This window comes from Paraglaciecola aestuariivivens (genome assembly GCF_052983255.1).
On the sequence record NZ_JBRKBA010000002.1, the window covers coordinates 168,440 to 189,533 of the forward strand.

The window sequence follows — 21,094 nt, forward strand, 5'->3', positions numbered from 1 at the left end:
TTTCGTAAATAAGGGTTTAACTTTGCCAATCGATAATACTGAATTTATTCGACGTCAAAGCGTGTTATTAGAAAGCATGGCGCCTAATAGTATCTGTGTGTTAGCCGCCGAAACTTTACATACTCGTAGCCGCGACACCGAATTTCCATTTCGTCAAGATAGTTATTTTCACTATATGTGTGGGTTTCCAGAGCCTCAAGCTTGGTGGGTATTGTCTAATCATCCAGATTACCCTCAAGGCTTAAGTGTATTGTTCTGTTTAGAAAAAGATCCCCAAGCAGAAATTTGGCATGGCCGCAGGATTGGCCCTAAACAAGCTAAAAAGGCCTACCCTGTCACCTTAGCTTTTGGATTAGACGAGTTAGAAGACAAACTAATAGAACTGCTAGATGGTCATCAACATTTATATTTTGCTCAAGGGCACAACAGTGAAGTAGATAACTTTATTTTTGCTTTATTACAAGATTTACGCAGCGCGCCTAAGCAATCTAAAACTGCCCCTAGCAGTTTAATTGATGTGCGAACCCTATTAGATGAAATGCGTTTAATCAAATCTGCACAAGAAATTGAGCTTATGCGCCATGCGGCACAAATTTCTGGGCAAGCACATATTAGAGCCATGCAATTTGCCCAGCCTGGTAAGCACGAATATCAATTAGAGGCCCAATTGCATCACGAATTTGCTATGCAAGGCGCCAAACATGCTGCCTATGGCACCATAGTTGGCTCGGGAGCTAACGCTTGTATATTGCACTATACAGAAAATAACCAAAGCTTAACTGCAGGAGATTTAGTATTAATTGATGCGGGGTGTGAGTGGCAAGGTTATGCAGCAGATATTACCCGTACTTTTCCAGTTTCTGGGAAATTTAGCCCAGAACAAACTGCCCTGTATGAAATAGTGTTAAAGGCACAATTACAAGCCATTGCGCTGCTTAAACCAGGCAATACCCTTGCCCAAGCGAGTCAAGCTGCTATTCAGGTCATTACCCAAGGGTTACTGGATTTGGCAATTTTAAGTGGCGATTTAGACGAAAATATTAATAATCAAAGTTACCGACAATTTTACATGCATGGTTTGAGTCACTGGTTAGGCTTAGATGTGCACGATGTGGGAAATTATAAAATAGCTGGGCAAGAGCGGCCTTTAAAACCTGGCATGGTGTTAACAGTCGAACCCGGAATTTATATTGCGCCAGATGCTGCGGTTGCCAAAAAATGGCGAGGCATAGGCATTCGTATTGAAGATAATATAGTGATCACCCAAAGCGGCCACGATAACCTTACTCAGTTTGTACCTAAAAGCATAAAGCAAATCGAACAACTTATGTGTAAGGCGAGCTAAAGCTATGATGCAAGGCTTTGATATTCTCATTGTTGGTGGTGGAATAGTGGGCTTAACCCAAGCATTAGCTTTGCAAAACAGCGGGTTATCTATCGCTATTGTTGAAAGTAATCCCAGCCAAGGTTTACCCAATGACGAGCCGCAACTACGTATAAGTGCCCTGACTTTAGCCACAGAAAATATAATGCGTAATTTGGGCGTGTGGCAAAACCTAGATGCTAGCCGTTTAAGTGTGTATAAAAACATGCAAGTTAGGGATCAGGATAGTTTTGCCAAAATCGAATTTAGTGCTGAGCAAGTGGCGCAAGATAGCCTTGGCTTTATTGTCGAAAATCAAAATCTGAGGCATGCCCTTTGGCAACAAGTAGAAAAATCAAGTCAGATAGAAATTATTTCGGCTAAAATTTTGCAATTGAGTGTGGGTCAGCAGGAGTGTTTTATCACCCTAGATAACCAGCTACATATTAGCGCTCGATTAGTGATTGGCGCGGATGGGGCCAATTCAATTGTTAAAAAACAAGCCAAGTTGCCGCAAACGTTTTGGGATTATGATCAAAAAGCCATAGTCGCTACCGTAAAAACAACCGAGCCTCATCACAATGTGGCGCGGCAAATTTTCACCCCAACCGGCCCTTTAGCTTTTATTCCCTTATGGGATGAACATCTATGCTCTATAGTGTGGTCGCAAGATACCGAGCATGCTGATGAGTTAATGGCTTTGCCTAACAGTGCGTTTAATCAAGCGTTAAGTTCGGCCTTTGATTGTACTTTAGGGGTTTGTGAAGTGGTGAGCGACAAACAAGCTTACCCCCTTAAAATGCAATACCTTCGTCAATGGGTACAAGATAGAGTGGTGATTATTGGTGATGCTGCGCACACCATTCATCCGCTTGCTGGACAAGGTGCTAATCTAGGCATAGCGGATGCCGCAGCTTTGGCTCAGCATATTAAGCAGTTAGTCGAGCAAGGCAAAGACATTGGCTTGGGCAAAAATTTAAGAGCTTTTGAGCGTTGGCGTAAAACCGAATGTACAAAAATGCTAGCGGCGATGGAGACTTTCAAACGTTTGTTTGCCGGCAATCAACCGGTGAAAAAGCTGATCCGTGGAGCGGGTTTAAGTTGGGTGAACCAGTCTAACTCAGTTAAACAGCGACTCATGCAACATGCTATGGGGCTGAGCGGTGAATTGCCCGAATTAGCCATGAGAGAAATTAAATCAGAAGTTTAAGTAAATTAACCTTTAGGAAACCACTATGAAAAACAGTCTTATTATCATAACTACCAGCCTAGGGTTAATGGCCTGTGGCGCAATTATGGCAGACCCCTATGATAAAGATTTAGCACCAAGTAAACCTAAAGTTTACTCTGGGGCCGAAGGGCAAAAAAAACAGCAAAAAGATCAAACTACTCTGACTAAAGAAGCCAACAAGTTAAAATGTCAGGATGCCAAATTAGATTTAGTTGATGCAGAAGCAGAAGGTGATGTGAACAGAGTTCGGCAAGTTAAAGCCAGAGTACATAAGCTTTGTACTCAAGATAAATAATCTTAGGGTGTATAGATGACCCCTGCTATTCAGCAATTGAAAAAGGCCAAATGCCATTTTTCAATTCACGAATATCAACATGATGCGTCTGTGCCATCTTATGGATTAGAGGCGGCACAAAAATTAGCCGTGGATGCCGAGCAAGTGTTCAAAACCTTAGTGGTAAAACTAGACTCAGGTGCGCTTGCTGTAGCTGTGATCCCGGTGCAGCAAAAACTCAGTCTAAAAGCTATGGCCAAAGCTTGCGCAGCAAAAAAAGCCGAAATGGCTGACAAAATGGATGTGCAAAGAAGCACGGGTTATGTGTTAGGCGGCGTCAGCCCCCTTGGTCAAAAAAAGCGCCTTATCAGCATAATTGACCAATCAGCCCAACAGCATGCCAGCATATATGTGAGTGGCGGTAAGCGCGGATTAGAAATTCAATTATCCAGTGAGGTGCTAGCCAAAATGCTGGCGGCCAAATTTGCCAATTTATCTGTTACTAACAGCTAATCAATTAAAATAGTGATCAAAGTTCTCTTGAAGTTTTGCAAAGTATTGCCCTACGTGCAGACCGTCTACTAAGGCATGATGTACTTCTACCGAAACAGGCATAGCTATTTCGTTGGCGTTTTTTTTATATTTACCCATCACTATTCTAGGCGTTGAATCACCTTGTTGACGTTTTTGTGCATGTGAAAAACTGGTGAAATGCAACCAAGGTAAAACCGAACAATAAATACAGTTACTTTGCTCCGTTTGTGAGTTAAAAGGCAACAAGCCTTGTTTGCTCCTGGCTAATTGTTGTTGAGCATGTTGGTAAAAGCGCGCAAAGTCTGTGCAATTTCCAAAATCGCAAAAACTAAAACTTTGATCGGGATTTAACACAGTACAGCTCAAGCTGCACTGGTCATGTACTTGCACGTTATTCTGTTTAATGCGGTAGTTAAATTCAGGAATTTGATTGGCGGTATAGCCTAATAAAAACAACGAACAAATAAAAAACGAACGTTGATTTTGTTGGCAATAGTTGACAACTTGGGTGACATCTACCGTAGCACAAAGGTTAAAAAAGGGCTGTTCGAAGTCGTTAAAGAATTCGAAATGTTGTTTTCTATGCCAAGCATTGAGATCGAGTGTGTGCATAAGAGTATGATAAAAAGAATTTGATTCTAGCTTAACGTTTTTTGCGACTTAGTTCATCGGTCAAATAGCTTTAGATAAAGCTTAACTATGCTAAGTTAGCCATCTGGTCTGTGGAATTTTCCAATTTATGATAGAAATATTTGGCTACTCATTAAGCTTAGGCTCGGTATCGCTGTTGGTCTTAGTGGCGTTTTTTATTGGCATGGCCAAAACCGGGGTACATGGCATTTCTATGTTTGCCGTGCCTTTATTAGCCATTATCTTTGGAGGGAAGGCGTCAGCAGGGATAATGTTACCTATGCTAGTAATGGCAGACTTGTTTGCGGTTAAGTATTATCACCGCCACGCTAACTGGCACTACTTAATTAAGTTGTTTCCTTCTGCGGCCTTAGGTGTGGTGATTGGCACTTGGTTAGGCAATGTAATTGACGATCAACTATTTCGCACTGTCATGAGTGTGATTATTTTTGTCAGCTTAGCCATTATGTTGTGGATGGAAAAAGCCGATAAAGAGTCTATCCCCGATTACCTATGGTTTGCCCTCTTAATGGGTTTATTAGGGGGGATCACTACTATGGTAGGCAATCTAGCCGGCTCAGTGATGGCTTTATATCTGCTTAGTATGCGATTGCCCAAAAATGTGTATATTGGTACTGCCGCCTGGTTTTTTCTGGTGATTAATTTATTTAAGCTGCCTTTTCATATTTTCAGTTGGCAAAGCATCGATCTCAACTCTTTTTTGCTCAATCTGATCTGTTTACCTTTTATTGCCCTGGGTGCTTGGAGTGGCATAGTGATAGTTAAAAAGATCCCCGAACAACAGTATCGTTGGTTAGTGATTGGCATGACAGCTGTAGCAGCAATTTTAATGTTGTTTTAATTTTGCTTGGCAGCAAGCTTTCTAAACAAAGGTCTTTCGCTCTATCCATAGAAAACTACAAGCAATGATTAAAGCCCACCAAAACCAGGCTTTAGGCATGTCCTTTAATTGCGGCTGCACCTCTGCTCCGTCAGTTAACTGAGTTAACTTCTGTTGGGTTAAGTTAATATTTTGCAGGTGTCTGTAAGCCATCCAGTCAGTTTGCTGGTAAGCATAAAAACTGCTGGTTTGAACAGGATTGTGCTCATTGTTTTCTGCTGACATTTCTAGCTGATGCCAACCGCTTGAAGTTAACCAAATTGGCACACAATATTGCTCATGGTGCATTGGTTTAGGCACAGCAAAAAGCGCTGATTTTTTGGTATTAGTAGAATGGGTTAAGGTTTTATTCCTAACATCTGCCGCCATACAGGCTTGATGCCTTTGTTGCACAAATTGAATCTGAGCATCACTGGGTGCGAGCCAATAGGGTTGAGTTTGAGGGCGGCTAAGATGGTATAAAATGTGTTGCCAATAATGGCTATACTCACTGGAAAGTCCTGCTGTCTGCCAACCATAAGTGCTGTTAATTAAAGACACTGCCACTCGCCCCAAACCCAGCTTAGTATTAGTGACCAATGCTTGTTGCTGGTGACTAGTGACCAAAATTTCATCTTGCGCCACTGATAACTGTGCTTTTACCAAAGCAATGGACTGGTCGATGCGGCTATTTGGCCATTGTGGAATGGCCGAGTAAGTTGCGCTATCTAAGGGAGTAATAGTTAGCTTGGATAGCCAACTCGGCGACGAATTGGGCCAAGCGTCGATTAAGCTTTGGTCTAGCAATATGTATAAACCCAGCCCTGATTTAACCGCCGATTCAAGATCTTGTAGCTGAGCATTAGATAAGGTCATGAAAGACCGGCCGTCTATTAGCATTAAATCAAAGTTGGTTAATGCTTGTTTGGTTAATGGTGATTTTAAAGCTGCTAATTCTTGAGTAGTAAAATTAAAGTTTTGCCGAATATCTTTATTTTTACTGATACTAGTTAATACCGTTATTTTGGCGTTAAAGGCACTAGCCCAGTTGCTGAACTGTTTAGTCTCAAAAGAGGGTGCTGCTTGTTTAATTAAGACTTTTAGCACAGGTGCAGCAAGTACATTAAAAGCTACAGGTTCGCTAACAATAGGCTCAGTTTGATTGGCCTGTGTAAGCTGTAATTGATATACCCACTGGCCGACACTTTTGGCGGCAAAACTGAAGCTGAATGCTTGTTGTGCTTTTAATCTAACGACTTGTACTTGCTCACCTATGGGATCAAGCAAACTTAGCTCGTATATGAGTTCGGGATTATCTACATTGGCATTAAGTCGGCCACTTAGCTGGATAAATTGGCCTTCCACACTTTCCTTTGGCCATTTTACCTCCACTAACCCCAAGCTAGGTTGGGTAGGTAAAAATGTCATATTGATGGCTTTTAGTTTATCGCCATATAACAGCTCTAAGTCTTGCCATTGCTGTTTAGACAGACCGCTACCAATCAGCTGCAAATTTTGTATGTCGGGCTGTAACTCAAAGAGTTGGTTGACTGAGTTCAACGGCACAAAGGCATGTTGTGTCAGTGCTTCAGTTAAACTGTCATCGGGCTTAGCTAAAACGTATATAGGCTGAGAGCCATCTATGTGTTTAAGTTGTTCTGCTTGGGCACCATTAGTAATGAGATAGCTAGTGACTGTGCTTGCATTGTTTAGCTGTAGGTTAAATGCCAAACCCAAAATGGCCACAGCCGCTGCGATATTGGCACTGAGCACCAAAATCAATCTAACTTTGTGTTGTTTTAGTCTTTTGTAAGCAAGATAACTACTGATTAAACTAACCACAAACAATATAAGTATTAGCCCAAGACTTAGCGCCCATTGATGTTCAAACACCCCTAATGAAAACCTCATGGCTGCGCTCCTTGCCCGTGCTGCTGAATTAAACGCTGATAGTTTTGTAGTATCTGATTTTGCAAAGAGTAGGCTTTTTTCTGCTTCACTGGCATAGCTATGGGCGCGGGCAATAATCGCCACAAGGTTTGCTGGAGTTCCTTAATACATTTGTCACAGTTTTTAAGGGTAAAACTTTGAGTGCTTTGAATTTTTTGCAAGCTAGCTATCAACTTAATATATTCAGGTGAAGCCTCAAGGCTCTGGGTAAAATAGTCTTTTATTTTTTGAATAACAGCTAAGTCTGTGTCATTTAACTCAATGGATTGAGGCGAAGATGAGGCTTGCTTGAGCCTGTTTAACAATCTTTTAAAATCTGCGCTAATAGGCGCAGGCAAACTATGTTGTTGATTACGTTCATAGCTGAGAATGTCTGACAAATCACCTTGATAGCGGCGTTTTTCAGAAACCGGTGGTGGTTCAAAACCTAAACGTTTAACGTAAATACGCTCGGCTTTTTTGGCTCGATTGATCAGCTCTAAGGCGTTGTTTTCAAAGGGCAAGGCCTTTTCAGGCTGAGACAAGTGTAAAAACAATTCCGCTTGCCACATATTGCCGATGGCACGTTTCATTAATAGTGTAGGGCTAGGAATGCCTTTTTTGATAAATTTGCCATCATCGGCTTCGCCATGTGCATGGCCGTATTGTTCGATGATTTGGCTATAACCGGATTTGTCTTGACTAAGCTCTTCTGGCTCGTCTTGATGTTCATGGGAGGCTTGTGCTGAATGTGTTTCTTTGCCATCTTCTTCATCAGCAGAATGGGCTTCTGGGTGACTGTCTAGCCCCTGCTCCATGCCATGCATAGTGCCACTGTCAAATTCGTCACCTAAAAATTGCCCGTATTTTTGCTTTAAGTCACTTTGCGCTGTACCTAGCTCTCGTGATTTAGTGTCAAACAAGTCTTGGCTTAAATTGGTGCGGTCGGCAATCAATTGTTGGGTTTCAATAATGATCTGACGCTGGCTTTTAAAGTATTCAGGCATAAAGTCAATTAACACACCATCAACCATAACGGCTTGCTCTTGATCTTCAAGCCAGCGAATAATTTTACTTGGCGAACGGCTTTGTTGAGGCGCAGGCGTGCGGTTATCCCAAGCTCGCACACTAAAATACAACTCATCCCCAGCTTGCATGCCTAATTCGGATAAACCCCAATTTTTAATAAAGTGGATTTTGCCCTCTACTTGTTGCTGTGAATCAAACTCAAAAGTGTGATCGCGAAACTTGACCGCCTCGCCAGAGCCGCTGGCTACCGAAGCTAAAATTTCCACTTTACTTAGACCAAAGTCATCTTCTATCTCTACTATGCTTTGCACTTTTGGTAGGGCGTTTTTAGGAATTTCTGTAATGGTATTAACTGGGCTAATAAAGCGAATGCTAGGACGACTATCTTGAGCGACTTCAATGGTATGTATATCACCAATCATCTGTTGGTTTTGCGAAATATAATACACAGCTGATTGCGTTATTTCTGAATTAGCAAGATAACTTCCATCTGGTTGGATTGTTAGGGGAATTGGGTCTAGATCATTAATGTGCAAAAACAGCGGTAAATTGGTATCTAGCTCAGAAAAGCTTAATTGCCAACTTACCTCAGCGCCAGCTACTAACTGAATGTCTAATGTTAAAAACTGGGTCTTGGGCAAATTTGTATAAGGCGCAGGAACGATAGTCACTTGGGCAGAACGCAAAGTTGTAGTTTGTTTGCTCGTCAACTGATTTGTTGTCTTTTCAGGGCTTAAGGTTGATGTGAATAAGGTGTTTCTGTGCTCAATGCCTATTAGGATCAGCAGTAAGATTGCAGCTAACAAAATAGGTTGTCTCATTGAGTAATAGGGCAGGTGAGGGCCAAGATCACTTAATAATAAACTTTCTACATTGGCCTGAATGCGTTGTTTTTGTAACCTCTGCATTAAGGTTAAGCAATGGTCAGGCTGCAATATTAGCTCAGCACTTTCTTCACATTGTTTAAATTTTCGGTTTAGGTGCAACAACAAAGACTTGGCGTCTATGTTTTTAAATTGTTGGGTTTGGCAAATAAATACAGCTGCAGCAAGCTGCACTGCCATAAAACTGATAAGTGCGGCTACCAATGAGTGGGTAGTCCAAAATGTCACAGCTGCCACCAACAGAGCAGGCAATAAGGCATAAGTTAGCCTTTGCAGCAGTAACCTTATTTTTATTTTGTTAACCCAGTAGTTCAGGCGGTTATTTGAGGGGGTCTGCTGAGTCACTTAACTATCCACTGCGATTTTTTTATCAACAGGTTGCCATTCACTTAACAGACGTTCAGCGGCAAATATCATGACCAGCAACAAAATTAACCATAGGTGCAAAGCTTGTGTATGTGGGTTAGGTGATTTTATTGGGTTTTGTTGCACTGTGTTAGCTGGCGAGGACATGATTATTTGCTGCTCAGATAACCTAGCGTTTTGAAAATAACCATTTTGTAGTGGTTGATTAAACAATAAATCAAATAACACTAAAGGGAAGTCTGGTTGCTCTAATGCACCTAGTTGATTCATACCAATTAAACTAGCTTGTGATGAAGTTATGTCTTTAGCTAGTTCTGCAGTACTAAGGTTCAATATTACATCTGTTTTAATGTCAGCATTTAGCTTTGACAAGTCACTATATTGCACAGCCAGCTCTATTTGCTGATGGGTATTTAAGGCATCAAAGGCTGCTTTTACATAAGGCATTGAAGGTGCTGATACTTCTTCAAATAGCACTAAAACTGAGGCTTGAAATCTTTGTTCTCGCTCGTTAGAAGGCAAGGATTTTATTTGCCAATTAAGCTTACTAACGGAAGGCAGTTTATTGCCTAGAAATTGTGATAAGCGGTTAGTGCTATAAACAATGACAGGTGTTTGCTTAGGTAGTTGAGCGGCATATTGCTCGACTTTTTCCCATACATTTAACGGGCTAACTTCAGCTGTTGATGGTGGTTTAGGCCATTGGCTGATTTGCTGGCTAGTTAACGCAAGATTAGCTTGGTCAAGCAAGGTAAAATTTGCCACTGAGTATTGCTCAAGTAATTGGCTTCTTTCTGTATCACTGGCATGCTCGAGCCAATCTTGGGTCAGCAAAATATGCGGGTGATTAGATGTTTGCCCGGTTTGCCAATACAGCTGTGCCAAAACGAAGGTGGCGATGAGCAACAATAAGCTCCGCAACAATAATAACAACCATTGAGTGAGCCTGAGTTGACGCAAGCGAGGAGAGGCTTTAACTGTAATTAAAGCCAAATGGGCAAAAGGCACTATTTTTGCCCGGCTTTTACTTAATAAATGAATTGCCAGCGGGATCAGCAAAGCTAACAAGCCCCACAAGGCCAAGGGTGATTGCAGCCAAAAGCCTAAACTAGACATGTTAACCCCCAGGTTTTTGGCGTATTCATGACTTTTGTCTGACCGCTAAAAATTGTCGCAAGGTGTCATCCAATGGATGCTCTATATTGGTTTTTATATGATGAATATTAAAGCTATGGAATTGTTGCGCTAAAGAAAGATTAAACGCCTCGCGAGCTTTTAAATAATCGGCTTTTACCTCTTGTGCCGAAACTAGAATATGCTCATGGCTTTCTTGCTCTTCAAAGCGAACTAGGCCTTTATAGGGGAAAGTGTTTTCATCATTGCTGTCTAACTGAACTGCCACCACTTCAGTGCTTTTACCGACTAAGTTTTGCATGAAGTCAGTTATTTCATGGTTTTTCTGATAAAAGTCACTGACTATAAAAATAATGCTATTGGATTGCATTTTTGCCAGCTGGGCTAACAATAATTGTGGATCAGGAAAGACCGCGCCCGCCTGCATTTGTTCAAGCTTTAGCAGCAATTTTTGCCATTGTTGATGGCCGGTTAAGGCAGGTAAAAAGTCCAATTTATCGCTTGAAAGACCCAACAATCCAAAAGCGTCACCTTGTTGCAGGGCGATATATCCTATGCTGGCTAATAGATGTTTGGCGTAGTCCAACTTATGCCAGGCTTTGGCTGACTGAGCTGATTTTTGCAACATGGAGCCACTGGCATCCACCACCAACCAAATATTGATGTTACTTTCACGCTCAGCTTCGCGAACAAAATAGCGATCAGAGCGGGCAAACAGCTTCCAATCTATGGCATTTAGGGCATCACCGGGCTCGTAACTTCTATATTGGCTAAATTCTATGCCTGTACCACGCTGCACACTGTTATGTCGCCCATGCAAAAAACCTTGTGCCACGGTTTTAGCTACCAAAGGCATGTCTTTGATGCTGGCCAACACTAGTGGGTCAAGAAAGTTTTGCATTACTTATCAATTTTCATTGGTAGAAAATGGCCCAGCAGGAGCGGGTAAATCAGCTAACAAAGCATCAATAATGTGATCTGTGGTTTTGTTTTGCGCTTCAGCCTGAAAACTTAATAACAAACGGTGCCTTAATACACTGTGTGCCACTTGTTTAATATCTTGCATAGTCACAGCAAAACGTTGAGATACTAAGGCATTGGCTTTAGCACATAACACTAAGGCTTGGCCTGCTCTGGGCCCTGCGCCCCAGCGCACAAATTGATTAATAGTGGGAGATTGACTATTGCCTGGTCGGGTATTGCGCGCCAACGAATTAATGTAAACCAACAATGGTTCTGCAATCTCAATATCTCTGACTAAGTGCTGTAAATTAATGATGTCCTGTGCGTTCAAAATGGCGTTTAAGCTTGCCGAGTTATTGCCAGTGGTGCGGCGTAAAATTTCGATTTCTTCTAGCTCTGTAGGGTAATCCACCTTAATAAAAGTTAAGAACCTATCTAGCTGCGCTTCAGGCAAGGGATAAGTACCTGCCTGCTCAACGGGGTTTTGTGTGGCTAACACAAAAAAAGGTTTAGGTAAGGGGTAGCTAGTGCCAGCATAACTCACCCGTTTTTCTTGCATGGCTTCTAATAATGCCGCTTGGGTTTTAGGTGGAGTACGGTTAATTTCATCAGCCAATAAAATGTTGGTAAATACTGGGCCTTGCTGAAACTTAAAAAAACGGTCGCCTGTGTCGTGGTCGGTTTCTAAAATTTCGGTGCCAATGATATCGCTAGGCATTAAGTCAGGAGTAAATTGCACCCGTTTAAAGCCAAGCTCAAGGGTATCGGCTAAGGCATTAACCATTAAGGTTTTGGCTAAGCCTGGCACACCTTCTAATAAACAATGGCCGCCAGCTAACATGCTGACCAATAATTCTTGGATTACGTTCTTCTGGCCAACTATCACCTTACCCACTTCTTGCTCAACTTGAGTCAATTTGCTTAGCAAAGTGTGAATGTCTTGTTCAGATAAATTCTGTGTGCTCATGAAATCTCTTTAAGTTAAGGGAGACAAAAGCGGCAAGTTGCGAGTGAAAAGCCAAAAGCTTATTCGCCACAGGCTCTTAATGCGCTTAGTTCCATAAATTCTATTGTATCTTTGCCTGCTAGTTTTCTGCTAGTTTTCTGCTAGTTTTCTGCTGGTAATGGCGATTAGGCCGTCATAGCGTAAATGACAATATTCACTGCAAACTTAGTGTTATCTACCTTTAACCAACGTTTGTTTCTAAAATCGTAATCCCATTCACAGCCAAGATCTTTGTTGCTGTATAACACAGCTATGCGCCCGTTAATTTCTATGGCCTTTAGATATTCATGGACTAAATCATCACCCCAACCATTTAACTCAATGGAAGTACGTGGCGGCCCGTCAAATTCAAAAAAACACGAATACAGCGGATGATCATTGGGGATTTTTTTTAATGCATCATCGCCAAAAATCTCGGCCATTTGTGCTTCAAAAGTGCGAGCAAACATTCCATCAATATCGTGATTGCAATCATCCACAAACACAAATCCGCCGTTTTCCACGTAGCGTTGAAAGTTTTGTTTTTCTTGTTGATTAAACTGTACCAACCTATGTCCCGCCATATAACAAAAAGGCGCGTTTAACATGCTGGGATCAGATAGGGGGATCACTCGTTCTTGTAAATCCACCCGTAAACTAGTGTATTCAATCAGCGAGTTAAGTACGTTGGCTGGCATACGTTCGTCGACTTCCCAATTGCCCGACTCATAACTTAGCCGAGTAAAATAAAAGTCGTAGTCAGCACTTTGTGCACGCACAGCCATGGGCAGGGCAGCACAAACTGCCATAGCACAACTAGAGCGAATAAAGTGGCGACGGGTTAAATCTTTCATCAAAGTGCAATCAGCCACACACAATCATCTTGACTATGTGTGGCCACAAGCTTATACCGCGTCAGATAAACTACTAAAGGTAAAGTCTCTGATTTTCATAGGCGGGATCATATTGCCATTAATTCGCTGAGGCTTGCCCAAGGCTTCGATATTGTTCAACATCACTATTGGACTTTCGTTAAAACGGAAGTTTTTAATAGGATATTTAATTTTACCGTTTTCAATATAAAAGGTGCCGTCGCGGGTTAAACCTGTATATAACAAGGTTTGAGGGTCGAGTGAACGAATATACCAAAGACGTGTAACCAAAATGCCGCGTCGGGTATTTTTAATCATATCTTCTAGCGATTCATTGCCACCTTCCATGATGATATTGCCACCACTAGGTACATAATCTACCCCAGTTTTTTTCGCCCAATAAGGCGAATTAGGCATATTTACAACAGTGCCGTTTTTTATCCAATCAGTACGATTGCGCGGGTAACCATCAGCGCCAAAAGGGGCGCTCGGGGCGATAGGATGCTGTGGATCTGAATAAATGTTGACGCGCTCGTCAAACATTTTTTGACCTAGTTTATTTTTAGGCGCCTTTTCAGGATCTTCGCCATCTTTTGTTTTGTAACTTAAAAAGCTGCGGCCTTCGTCGGCACTACGCTGATTAAAGTTGTTCATCATATTGCCCAACAAACCTACACTGGCCGCCGGCTCTAGAATAACTGTGTATTTACCCGGCTCCATGGCTTTTGCACCCACTGAGCCTTTGGCTTTTTGTATGGCAATACTTGAGGCTTTGGCAGTGTCTAAATCTTTGATGTCGCTGACATTACGCGTGACCCAACCTGAGCCTGTGCCGTCTTCGGTACGAATAGTGACTGAGAAATCGGCTTCAGTGCTTTTGTTGTATGCAAACAAACCCTTATTGTTCATTATGGCGCGAAAACTTACAAATTCTTCTAAAAAGCCAGCAGCCACTAATTTGTTCTTTTTCGATGGGGTAATACTGTCATCTGCAGCTTTGGCTCTAAAGTCCGGGGTGACTTTTGCTGTTGAATCAAAGTAAGTATTAGAAGATAGGTATTTTTGTGGCCCAAAAACTGGCATATGCTCTTCATTTTCTGGCGCAAGTTTGGCTAACTCTTCAGAGCGACGCACCACTTTTTCTAACGAGGCATCGTCAAATTCGTTGATGGTTGCTACACCTGTACGTTTACCAAAAGTCGATTGCACCACTAAAACTAAATCACTTTCTTCACCAGCGGTAGACACTGTGTTGCGCGCATAACGAATATTACCGCCTACGTCTCCATTTAAATTGCACTCTATTTCATCAGCTTTTGAGTGTTTGATGACTTTGCTAAGTAATTCTTTAGCGTGTTGTTCAGATAAAATTGTCATAATTGTTATTCCTTCTTGTAACCGACTTACACATTTCGCGCAGTGTTGATAACGTTAATGTTGTCAAATCGCGTTGTTGGACAACCATGAGAAACTGCACTGACCTGTGAAGGCTGGCCTTTACCATCAAAGAACGAACCACCCACACGATAGTCAGATTTACCCGCTAACTGTGAACAGCTATTCCAAAACTCTTGGGTGTTTGATTGATATGCCACATCTTCAATTTGATCGACAATTTTGCCGTCTTTAATTTCATAAAATAGCTGACCACCAAATTGGAAGTTGTATCTTTGTTGGTCAATAGAAAACGACCCTCGACCGGCAATGTAAATGCCTTTTTCGACGTCTTTAATTACATCATCGGCAGAAATATCTTGTTTGTTTGGTTTAAGCGATACATTCGGCATGCGCTGAAATTGCACATCACGCCAGCTTTGTGAATAACTACAACCATGCGATTCGTTTTGATCGATCATATGTACTTGATCGCGAGTTGCTTGGTAATTCACTAATATACCGTCTTTGACCAAGTCCCACTCTTTGGTTTTCACGCCCTCATCATCATAGGCCACATTACCTAATGAATTTGGTTGAGTTTTATCGGCAAACAAATTCACAATATCTGAGCCATATTGGAAGGTACCACTTTTCCACTTATCTAAAGTGGCAAAACTGGTGCCTGCATAGTTGGCTTCGTAACCTAATACTCGGTCTAATTCTAATGGGTGACCGACAGATTCATGAATGGTTAACATCAAATGGGCAGGATCTAACACTAGGTCATATTTGCCCGGTTCAACTGATTTGGCTTTGAGTTTCTCTTGTAGTTGTTTGCCCGCTGCTGCGGCATCTTCAACTATGTCGTAAGAGTTTTTATAACCAACATTGGCCCCAGTTATTTTGATTTTATCTTTTTCAAGACCATCAAGGTATTCGAAACCCATGCCCACTGGGTTGCCTAAACCACTGCGCTGTTTAAAACCGCTTTTACCCACAGCTGTGGCCGTAAAGGGCGCCCATAATCTATGCACATCTTGGTCGATATAAGAGCCATCGGTAGAGGCAAAATACTTTTGTTCATTCACTAAAAATAAACGAGAAGAAATAAAGTTTGCCCCATTTTTCATCGCAGCGGCATTGGCTGCTAACAACAAATCGACTTTATCTTGAATGGGCACTTCCATGGCGTTTTTTGTTATAGGAGTTTGCCAACTAACCTCACCTACACCTTTTACTGGCGCTAATTTCACTGGATCTGTTTGAAATTTCGAGTTGGCTAAGGCTACCGCCACTGCACGCTCTGCGGTTTTTGCTACGCTATCTGGAGTCATGTTAGAAGTAGACGCAAAACCCCAAGTACCATTTGCAATAACACGTACCCCTATACCTGCTGATTCTGTGTTAACAATGTTTTCAACACGGGTTTCTCTCGTGGTAACAAATTGGTTTAAGTAGCGGCCAATACGTGCATCGGCGTAGCTAGCTCCTTTAGCTTTTGCTGCATTTAAGGCAATGTCTGCTAGCTTTTTTTTGTACGCCACGTCCATGGGTTTATCTAAGAGTTGTTCGGCGGATATGGCAATACCTGATACAGGCAGCATTAGCGCGCCCATACCTGCTCCACCCATTTTCATAAAATCGCGTCTTTGCATGATCTATTCCTCTGTCGTAGCTGAATTTTTTATTGGTAATTAACCAGTGTATGGCAATTATTAATTAAGTCTCAATAGATACTTGTTAACTATTTCGAAAGAATAAGTAACAAGTCGTTACATACTCTTGTGTTAATTATTTAATTTATTGTTTTTATTAGTTATTTTTTTCTATTAGGTCAAGAATGGCCTGGCCCCAAAGGGCATAAGATTTGGCACTTAAATGCAATAAGTCTGGCATATAAATTTCGTCTAAGCGGCCATTTTTATCTAAGAATTTTTGATTGATATCTAGCCATATTAATGGCTGGGTTTTTGCCCAATTTTGTAATAACAAGTTAGTGGCATCAATGCGTTGACGCATGGGTTTATTGGGGTTTCGGCTACGTGGAAGCAGCGCCATAAGTACCAACTGGCTTTGGGGTAGGCGTAGTTGTAGTTCTGATACTATGGCTTGTATGCCTAACACTATCTCCTTGGGTGGATCTAACCTATGCCCAGCATTGTTGGTGCCAATTAATACTATACAAAACTTAGGGTTGAGCTGCTCTATTTGGCCATGCTGAATTCGCCATAACAGCTGTTCGGTTCTATCTCCGGCAAAACCTAAGTTAAATTTAGTCAAATGCGCTAAGTCTTGTTGCCAAACCTCAGCGCCTTCAACTTCCCAGGCGTGGGTGATGGAGTCGCCTAAAAACAGTAAATCTAAAGGCTGTTCAAGTTGTTGTTTTTCACTTAGCTTTTGCTGGTGGCGTGCTAGCCACCAGTCTTCTTCACTTTTACAGGGAATAAGCGCAAGAGGTGTTTGGTTACTTGGCTTGCTCACTGATGATCCAATCGTTTATGACATCTTCTAGCACAGCCATAGGTAATGAACCTTGACCTATCACAGTATCGTGAAAACGCCGAATATCGAATTGGTTGCCTAAGGCTTGTTCAGCTTTAGCACGTAATTCACGGATTTTAATTTCGCCCATTTTGTACGACAAGGCTTGTGCCGGCCAAGAAATGTAACGGTCGATTTGATCTTCTACCGACTTTTGGGTTAAGGCTGTGTGCTGGGCCAAATAATCAATAGCTTGTTGACGGCTCCAGCCAAAAGCGTGTATGCCAGTATCTACCACTAAACGCACGGCACGCCACATTTCGTAACCTAAGCGCCCAAAGTCGCTGTATGGGTCTTGGTAAAAGCCGGCTTCTTTACCTAAACGTTCAGAGTATAAGCCCCAACCTTCACCAAAGGCAGAATGACTTAAAGTCCGTCTAAATTCTGGCACTTCTAGCTCCATGGCCACGGCATTTTGTAAATGGTGGCCAGGCACGGCTTCGTGCAAGCTTAAGGCTTCTAAATTATATAGAGGCTGCTGGGCTGGCTCTGAGGTTAAAAAGTAGGTACCAGGGGTACGACTGTCTGGGGGAGGCATATAAAAAGCACCGCGAGTGGCCGAGCCTTTAATGGTAAAAGTATTGCGTGGTAGATGACTAAAAAAGCTGGGTAATTTGCCGTACATTTTCATAGTAATGAAAGCGGTTTTTTCTAACACGTCTTGACGGTCTTTGGCATAAAACTGTGGATCGGTGGCTAAAAACTGTAAAAACTCTGCATAACTGCCTGTAAAGCCAACTTGATCAATAATGGCCTGCATTTCTGCACGAATGCGCTTCACTTCGCTAAGGCCTAATTCATGAATTTGTTTGGCTGTGGCATTTGTGGTGGTGTAATAGTTGGCTGTGTAGGCGTAATACTCGGCTCCACCTTTTACACTGGCAATACCTGGCTCGGTACGACACTTAGGCATATATTGATTTACAAAAAAGTCATAAAACTCTTGGTAAGCTGGCACGACTGCCGATTGAATGAGTTTAACGGCTTGTTGAGTGTAGTCACTTTTTTGCTTGGAGGTAAAGGTACTAGGGAAGCGAGTGAAAGGGTCAAATAAGGCACTGGTTTTAGGATCATCTACTATGTGCTTGCTAATGGTTTGATGGTAGTTTTTAAAACTTTCACAATGATGCACATATCCCGCTTGTATGCCGGCTTTCATTAGGTTGATTTTTTCACGGTTAAATCGTGGGTAGTCGGCCAAGCTAATTAAAAAGTCATCGTAATCTTCAAGGGTTAAAAAGGCCATATTGGCTGGCGCTTCGGCAAAATAGGTGTGCCAACCACTTAAGAAGTTAATGGGGAAATATTTATCTTGATGCTGGTGGCTTAGCGCTTCGGTTTCGCGTTCATATTTAAATAAACGATAATTCATTAATTGTTCGGCAGTTAATTGTTGCGGATTAATAAGTTGTAACTGCTCTAGCACTTTTGCATTATAAGCCTGTCTTCTGGCTAGGGCTTGTGGGGTAAATTCTGCTAGCTTGCCTTTGGGCTTCCATCCATCTGGGTCGGTTCTAAAAAACACTTTTTCTTGTTGGGCCTGTTGCCAGTGTTGATCTATGATGCGGCTAAGATCTTGATTGGCATCTGCTAGAACTTGCCAGCTTAATGAGCAGGCCGTTAAAAGGGTTAAGGCTTTAGTAAACATATCACTCTCTTGTTGTTTTTGTGTGGATATTAAATAGCAAGTTTTGCTAGTTTGCCAATAGGCTCAGACAATGAATCAGGAGGCAGTGTAAACCATTGCATACCTTTTTCTGTCATGTATACGCAGTCTTCTAAACGCACACCAAACTCTCCGGGCAGGTAAATGCCAGGTTCATTGCTAAAACACATTCCAGCTTGTAGTGGTTGTTTTTCTCCACGCACAAAGTTGACGGGTTCGTGACCTTGCATACCTATACCATGTCCGGTTCGGTGTGAAAGGCCGGGTAATTGATAATCTGGTCCTAAACCTTGTTGTTCATAATAGGCACGTACAGCCTCGTCTACTTTGCCTGCCGGTGTTCCTAAAGTGGCGGCTTCAAACGCAATTTGTTGGCCTTTACGTACAGTGTTCCAAATTTTTTGTTGTTTTTTACTTGGCTCTCCAAACACAAAAGTACGACTAATGTCAGATTGATAGCCTTCAACCGAACAGCCGCAATCCATTAATACAATAGAGCCTTCGCGAATGGTTTGTTGTTGTTTAGTGCCATGGGGATAGGCGCTGGCTTCGTTAAACAAGGCCATGCCCCAAATTCCACTGCCACCCAGTTTGGCTTGGGCATCGGCCATCAGTGTTTTCACATCTCCTTGGCTCATGCCTAATTCAAGTTGTGACCAGACGTGCGCATAAGCTGTTAAGGTGATTTCGTTAGCCTTGTGCATCAGTTGTAATTCGTGTTGGTCTTTGTACATACGACAACCCAAAGTAATGGGCTCGGCGCTGGTGTCTTGCATGGCAGGTAATAAACTCATAATGCCGCGCTGTACAAAATAGCGCACAGAATCTTCAAAGGCTAAGGTTCCTGAGGTGATTTTACGATCGGCCAGTATAGATTTGACGGCTTCAAAAGGACTTTCATGTTCTTGCCAAACACGCACATCGTCACCTAAGGCTAAGCTTTCTCTAATGCTAGGCTCTTCAAAAAACGGACAGACTACGGCTATTTCGCCCTCGTGAGGGATCACCACAGCGGTTAACCTTTCACTGCGCCACCACTGAATACCACTAAAATAATCCATGGCCGCGCCCGGCTCTAATACTATGGCGGCTATGTTGTGCTGTTGCATTAACTGCTGAGCCTTGGCAATACGCGCTTTTCTTTCAGTCACTGAAATGGGCTTTACATTAGTGGTTAGATTTTTTAATTCGCCTAGCGGCTTAGTGCCAGATTTAGAAGATGACGCCAGCGCAGAATGTGCAAAAGGCAGTGAGGCCAAGGCGACTCCACTGGCTTTTAAAAATTGTCGTTTGTTGAATTGCATTTGGTTGCCTCGAAACGATGAACCTAATTAACGTGAGCCACAGCCTATTACAATTTGTGACTTTTTTGTAGGTGTTTAGCAATCTCGCGACACCTAGGTTTTTATGTGTCTGTAAGGTTAATTTTTCTTTAAAAAGGCCCAAATATTTAGCTCACTTTCGAGTTTCTTTTAAGGTATTTGGGAATAAATGTTTTTTCCATCCGTTAACCCAGTGAGATTAACAAAACACAATAGGAAATTAACATGATGAAATTAAACAAAACTCTTAACCTAATGATCCTTGCTGGTGTAGCACAATACTCTACTGCTACTTTTGCTGCGGGTATTACTGTGTCTCAACAGACTAGTGTGAATAATCAGACTTCGGTTTCACAACAATCTAATACTGAATCAACAAATACTAATAGCCAAGTGCAATCGGACTCATCGGCACAAAACAACACTGATGTGCAGGCCGATGCCAATACTCAATCAGAGCAAGAACAAACGCAAAACAGCGCCGATGACAACGCAGAAGCCGTTGCAGAGCAATTTACTCAGCTAGATACAGAGGTGGTTGCCAATAGTACGCAACGTGTGGGCAGTACATTGGGGCAAACCACAGAGGTGGTAAGTAGCCATGGCATGTCTGCAGTTACCGCGCTGTCTTTGTTTGAAACGGCAGAATCTAAGTTAGAAAGCCCTGAGGTAGACAGCCCAGAAGCTGAGTTACCTGCAGACGAAGCTGAAGATGTAACAGAGCCCACTCCAGAAGAATCGCCAGAAGTGCCAGAAACAAGCAACGCTTTAGAACTAGATAATAGTGCAGATCTGACAAACAACTTAGCCGCTAATGTGCAGCAAATTGCTGACCTTGACCTGGCATCTCAAGCTAGTCAGGTTATTCAACAGTCTGTGAATACCAACTTAGCTGAGTCTATTGGTAGCCAAGCGCAAAGCACTGTCACGCAAACTGTGAACAACCAAGTTAGTACTCTGGTGAGTGAGCAAGTCAAGGCTGAGGTAGTAAGTGCAACAGCAGCAGAAGTGGCTAACGCTATTACCAGCGACCTAGATTTAGGGCTGTAAGTTTACCTTCCCTTCATTTAACGCCGACTATAAGTCGGCGTTTCTTTCTTATCTTGTAGGAGAT

At 42.3% G+C, this 21,094-nt stretch carries 18 protein-coding genes; 6 read left to right on the top strand and 12 right to left on the bottom strand.

Annotation, left to right across the window (positions count from 1 at the left end; genetic code table 11):
* Positions 1–22: 22 nt before the first annotated feature.
* The 4 genes from pepP to ybaK are packed head-to-tail and all read left to right on the top strand — an operon-like array spanning position 23 to position 3,381.
* Positions 23–1,345 carry a Xaa-Pro aminopeptidase gene (gene pepP, locus ACVCDT_RS03760; protein WP_447131418.1) on the top strand — a complete coding sequence of 441 codons (1,323 nt, stop codon included), beginning with the start codon at positions 23–25 and terminating at the stop codon, positions 1,343–1,345.
* 7 nt (positions 1,346–1,352) lie between these two features.
* Positions 1,353–2,573: an FAD-dependent monooxygenase gene (locus tag ACVCDT_RS03765; RefSeq protein WP_447131670.1), complete on the top strand. Its 1,221-nt coding sequence runs from the start codon at positions 1,353–1,355 to the stop codon at positions 2,571–2,573.
* Between the two features lie 25 nt (positions 2,574–2,598).
* Positions 2,599–2,889, top strand: a complete 291-nt coding sequence (locus tag ACVCDT_RS03770) for a hypothetical protein (protein ID WP_447131419.1) — start codon at positions 2,599–2,601, stop codon at positions 2,887–2,889.
* A 15-nt stretch (positions 2,890–2,904) separates the two neighbouring features.
* Positions 2,905–3,381: a Cys-tRNA(Pro) deacylase gene (gene ybaK / locus ACVCDT_RS03775; protein WP_447131420.1), complete on the top strand. Its 477-nt coding sequence runs from the start codon at positions 2,905–2,907 to the stop codon at positions 3,379–3,381.
* On the opposite strand, the gene ACVCDT_RS03780 is transcribed toward ybaK, so the two are convergent.
* Positions 3,382–4,014: a CatA-like O-acetyltransferase gene (locus ACVCDT_RS03780; RefSeq protein WP_447131421.1), complete on the bottom strand. Its 633-nt coding sequence runs from the start codon at positions 4,012–4,014 to the stop codon at positions 3,382–3,384. It lies immediately after the preceding gene.
* A 127-nt stretch (positions 4,015–4,141) separates the two neighbouring features.
* Between ACVCDT_RS03780 and ACVCDT_RS03785 the strand changes: the two genes are divergently transcribed.
* The gene (locus ACVCDT_RS03785; protein WP_447131422.1) at positions 4,142–4,894 is read left to right on the top strand and encodes a sulfite exporter TauE/SafE family protein; all 753 of its coding nucleotides are present in this window, start codon (positions 4,142–4,144) and stop codon (positions 4,892–4,894) included.
* Between the two features lie 21 nt (positions 4,895–4,915).
* Here the strand turns inward: ACVCDT_RS03785 and ACVCDT_RS03790 are convergent, their stop codons facing one another.
* From ACVCDT_RS03790 to ACVCDT_RS03840, 11 genes are all read right to left on the bottom strand, one after another.
* Complete coding sequence (locus ACVCDT_RS03790; RefSeq protein WP_447131423.1) at positions 4,916–6,823, bottom strand: hypothetical protein; 1,908 nt, start codon at positions 6,821–6,823, stop codon at positions 4,916–4,918.
* Positions 6,820–8,982 carry a hypothetical protein gene (locus tag ACVCDT_RS03795; RefSeq protein WP_447131424.1) on the bottom strand — a complete coding sequence of 721 codons (2,163 nt, stop codon included), beginning with the start codon at positions 8,980–8,982 and terminating at the stop codon, positions 6,820–6,822. Before ACVCDT_RS03795 ends, ACVCDT_RS03790 begins: the two co-directional genes overlap by 4 nt.
* A 117-nt stretch (positions 8,983–9,099) precedes the next feature.
* Positions 9,100–10,236, bottom strand: a complete 1,137-nt coding sequence (locus ACVCDT_RS03800; RefSeq protein WP_447131425.1) for a BatA domain-containing protein — start codon at positions 10,234–10,236, stop codon at positions 9,100–9,102.
* Between the two features lie 25 nt (positions 10,237–10,261).
* Entirely contained in the window at positions 10,262–11,155 is an 894-nt protein-coding gene (locus ACVCDT_RS03805) for a DUF58 domain-containing protein (protein ID WP_447131426.1), read from the bottom strand.
* A gap of 6 nt (positions 11,156–11,161) precedes the next feature.
* The gene (locus tag ACVCDT_RS03810; protein WP_447131427.1) at positions 11,162–12,184 is read right to left on the bottom strand and encodes an AAA family ATPase; all 1,023 of its coding nucleotides are present in this window, start codon (positions 12,182–12,184) and stop codon (positions 11,162–11,164) included.
* 164 nt (positions 12,185–12,348) lie between these two features.
* Positions 12,349–13,056 (bottom strand): DUF4159 domain-containing protein, encoded by a 708-nt coding sequence (locus ACVCDT_RS03815; protein ID WP_447131671.1) that lies wholly within the window; start codon positions 13,054–13,056, stop codon positions 12,349–12,351.
* Between the two features lie 51 nt (positions 13,057–13,107).
* Positions 13,108–14,451: a TldD/PmbA family protein gene (locus tag ACVCDT_RS03820; RefSeq protein WP_447131428.1), complete on the bottom strand. Its 1,344-nt coding sequence runs from the start codon at positions 14,449–14,451 to the stop codon at positions 13,108–13,110.
* 26 nt (positions 14,452–14,477) lie between these two features.
* A complete protein-coding gene (locus ACVCDT_RS03825; RefSeq protein WP_447131429.1) occupies positions 14,478–16,106 on the bottom strand; it encodes a TldD/PmbA family protein in 1,629 nt (542 codons plus the stop codon).
* Positions 16,107–16,263: 157 nt separating this feature from the next.
* Positions 16,264–16,932, bottom strand: coding sequence for a GDSL-type esterase/lipase family protein (locus tag ACVCDT_RS03830; protein ID WP_447131430.1), 669 nt, complete (start codon positions 16,930–16,932; stop codon positions 16,264–16,266).
* Positions 16,916–18,640: a DUF885 domain-containing protein gene (locus ACVCDT_RS03835; protein ID WP_447131431.1), complete on the bottom strand. Its 1,725-nt coding sequence runs from the start codon at positions 18,638–18,640 to the stop codon at positions 16,916–16,918. Before ACVCDT_RS03835 ends, ACVCDT_RS03830 begins: the two co-directional genes overlap by 17 nt.
* Before the next feature lie 29 nt (positions 18,641–18,669).
* The gene (locus ACVCDT_RS03840) at positions 18,670–19,962 is read right to left on the bottom strand and encodes a M24 family metallopeptidase (RefSeq protein WP_447131432.1); all 1,293 of its coding nucleotides are present in this window, start codon (positions 19,960–19,962) and stop codon (positions 18,670–18,672) included.
* 243 nt (positions 19,963–20,205) lie between these two features.
* Between ACVCDT_RS03840 and ACVCDT_RS03845 the strand changes: the two genes are divergently transcribed.
* The gene (locus tag ACVCDT_RS03845) at positions 20,206–21,030 is read left to right on the top strand and encodes a prolipoprotein diacylglyceryl transferase (RefSeq protein WP_447131433.1); all 825 of its coding nucleotides are present in this window, start codon (positions 20,206–20,208) and stop codon (positions 21,028–21,030) included.
* Positions 21,031–21,094: the final 64 nt, after the last annotated feature.

What these genes read in the sequence shown, in the direction of transcription:
- ACVCDT_RS03770 (WP_447131419.1), top strand. Translation starts at nt 2,599, where the DNA reads ATGAAAAACAGTCTTATTATCATAACTACCAGCCTAGGGTTAATGGCC.
- ACVCDT_RS03805 (WP_447131426.1), bottom strand. Translation starts at nt 11,155, where the DNA reads ATGCAAAACTTTCTTGACCCACTAGTGTTGGCCAGCATCAAAGACATG.
- ACVCDT_RS03815 (WP_447131671.1), bottom strand. Translation starts at nt 13,056, where the DNA reads ATGAAAGATTTAACCCGTCGCCACTTTATTCGCTCTAGTTGTGCTATG.
- ACVCDT_RS03800 (WP_447131425.1), bottom strand. Translation starts at nt 10,236, where the DNA reads ATGTCTAGTTTAGGCTTTTGGCTGCAATCACCCTTGGCCTTGTGGGGC.
- ACVCDT_RS03840 (WP_447131432.1), bottom strand. Translation starts at nt 19,962, where the DNA reads ATGCAATTCAACAAACGACAATTTTTAAAAGCCAGTGGAGTCGCCTTG.
- ybaK (WP_447131420.1), top strand. Translation starts at nt 2,905, where the DNA reads ATGACCCCTGCTATTCAGCAATTGAAAAAGGCCAAATGCCATTTTTCA.
- ACVCDT_RS03790 (WP_447131423.1), bottom strand. Translation starts at nt 6,823, where the DNA reads ATGAGGTTTTCATTAGGGGTGTTTGAACATCAATGGGCGCTAAGTCTT.
- ACVCDT_RS03810 (WP_447131427.1), bottom strand. Translation starts at nt 12,184, where the DNA reads ATGAGCACACAGAATTTATCTGAACAAGACATTCACACTTTGCTAAGC.
- ACVCDT_RS03780 (WP_447131421.1), bottom strand. Translation starts at nt 4,014, where the DNA reads ATGCACACACTCGATCTCAATGCTTGGCATAGAAAACAACATTTCGAA.
- ACVCDT_RS03820 (WP_447131428.1), bottom strand. Translation starts at nt 14,451, where the DNA reads ATGACAATTTTATCTGAACAACACGCTAAAGAATTACTTAGCAAAGTC.
- ACVCDT_RS03835 (WP_447131431.1), bottom strand. Translation starts at nt 18,640, where the DNA reads ATGTTTACTAAAGCCTTAACCCTTTTAACGGCCTGCTCATTAAGCTGG.
- ACVCDT_RS03785 (WP_447131422.1), top strand. Translation starts at nt 4,142, where the DNA reads ATGATAGAAATATTTGGCTACTCATTAAGCTTAGGCTCGGTATCGCTG.
- ACVCDT_RS03825 (WP_447131429.1), bottom strand. Translation starts at nt 16,106, where the DNA reads ATGCAAAGACGCGATTTTATGAAAATGGGTGGAGCAGGTATGGGCGCG.
- ACVCDT_RS03765 (WP_447131670.1), top strand. Translation starts at nt 1,353, where the DNA reads ATGCAAGGCTTTGATATTCTCATTGTTGGTGGTGGAATAGTGGGCTTA.
- ACVCDT_RS03845 (WP_447131433.1), top strand. Translation starts at nt 20,206, where the DNA reads ATGATGAAATTAAACAAAACTCTTAACCTAATGATCCTTGCTGGTGTA.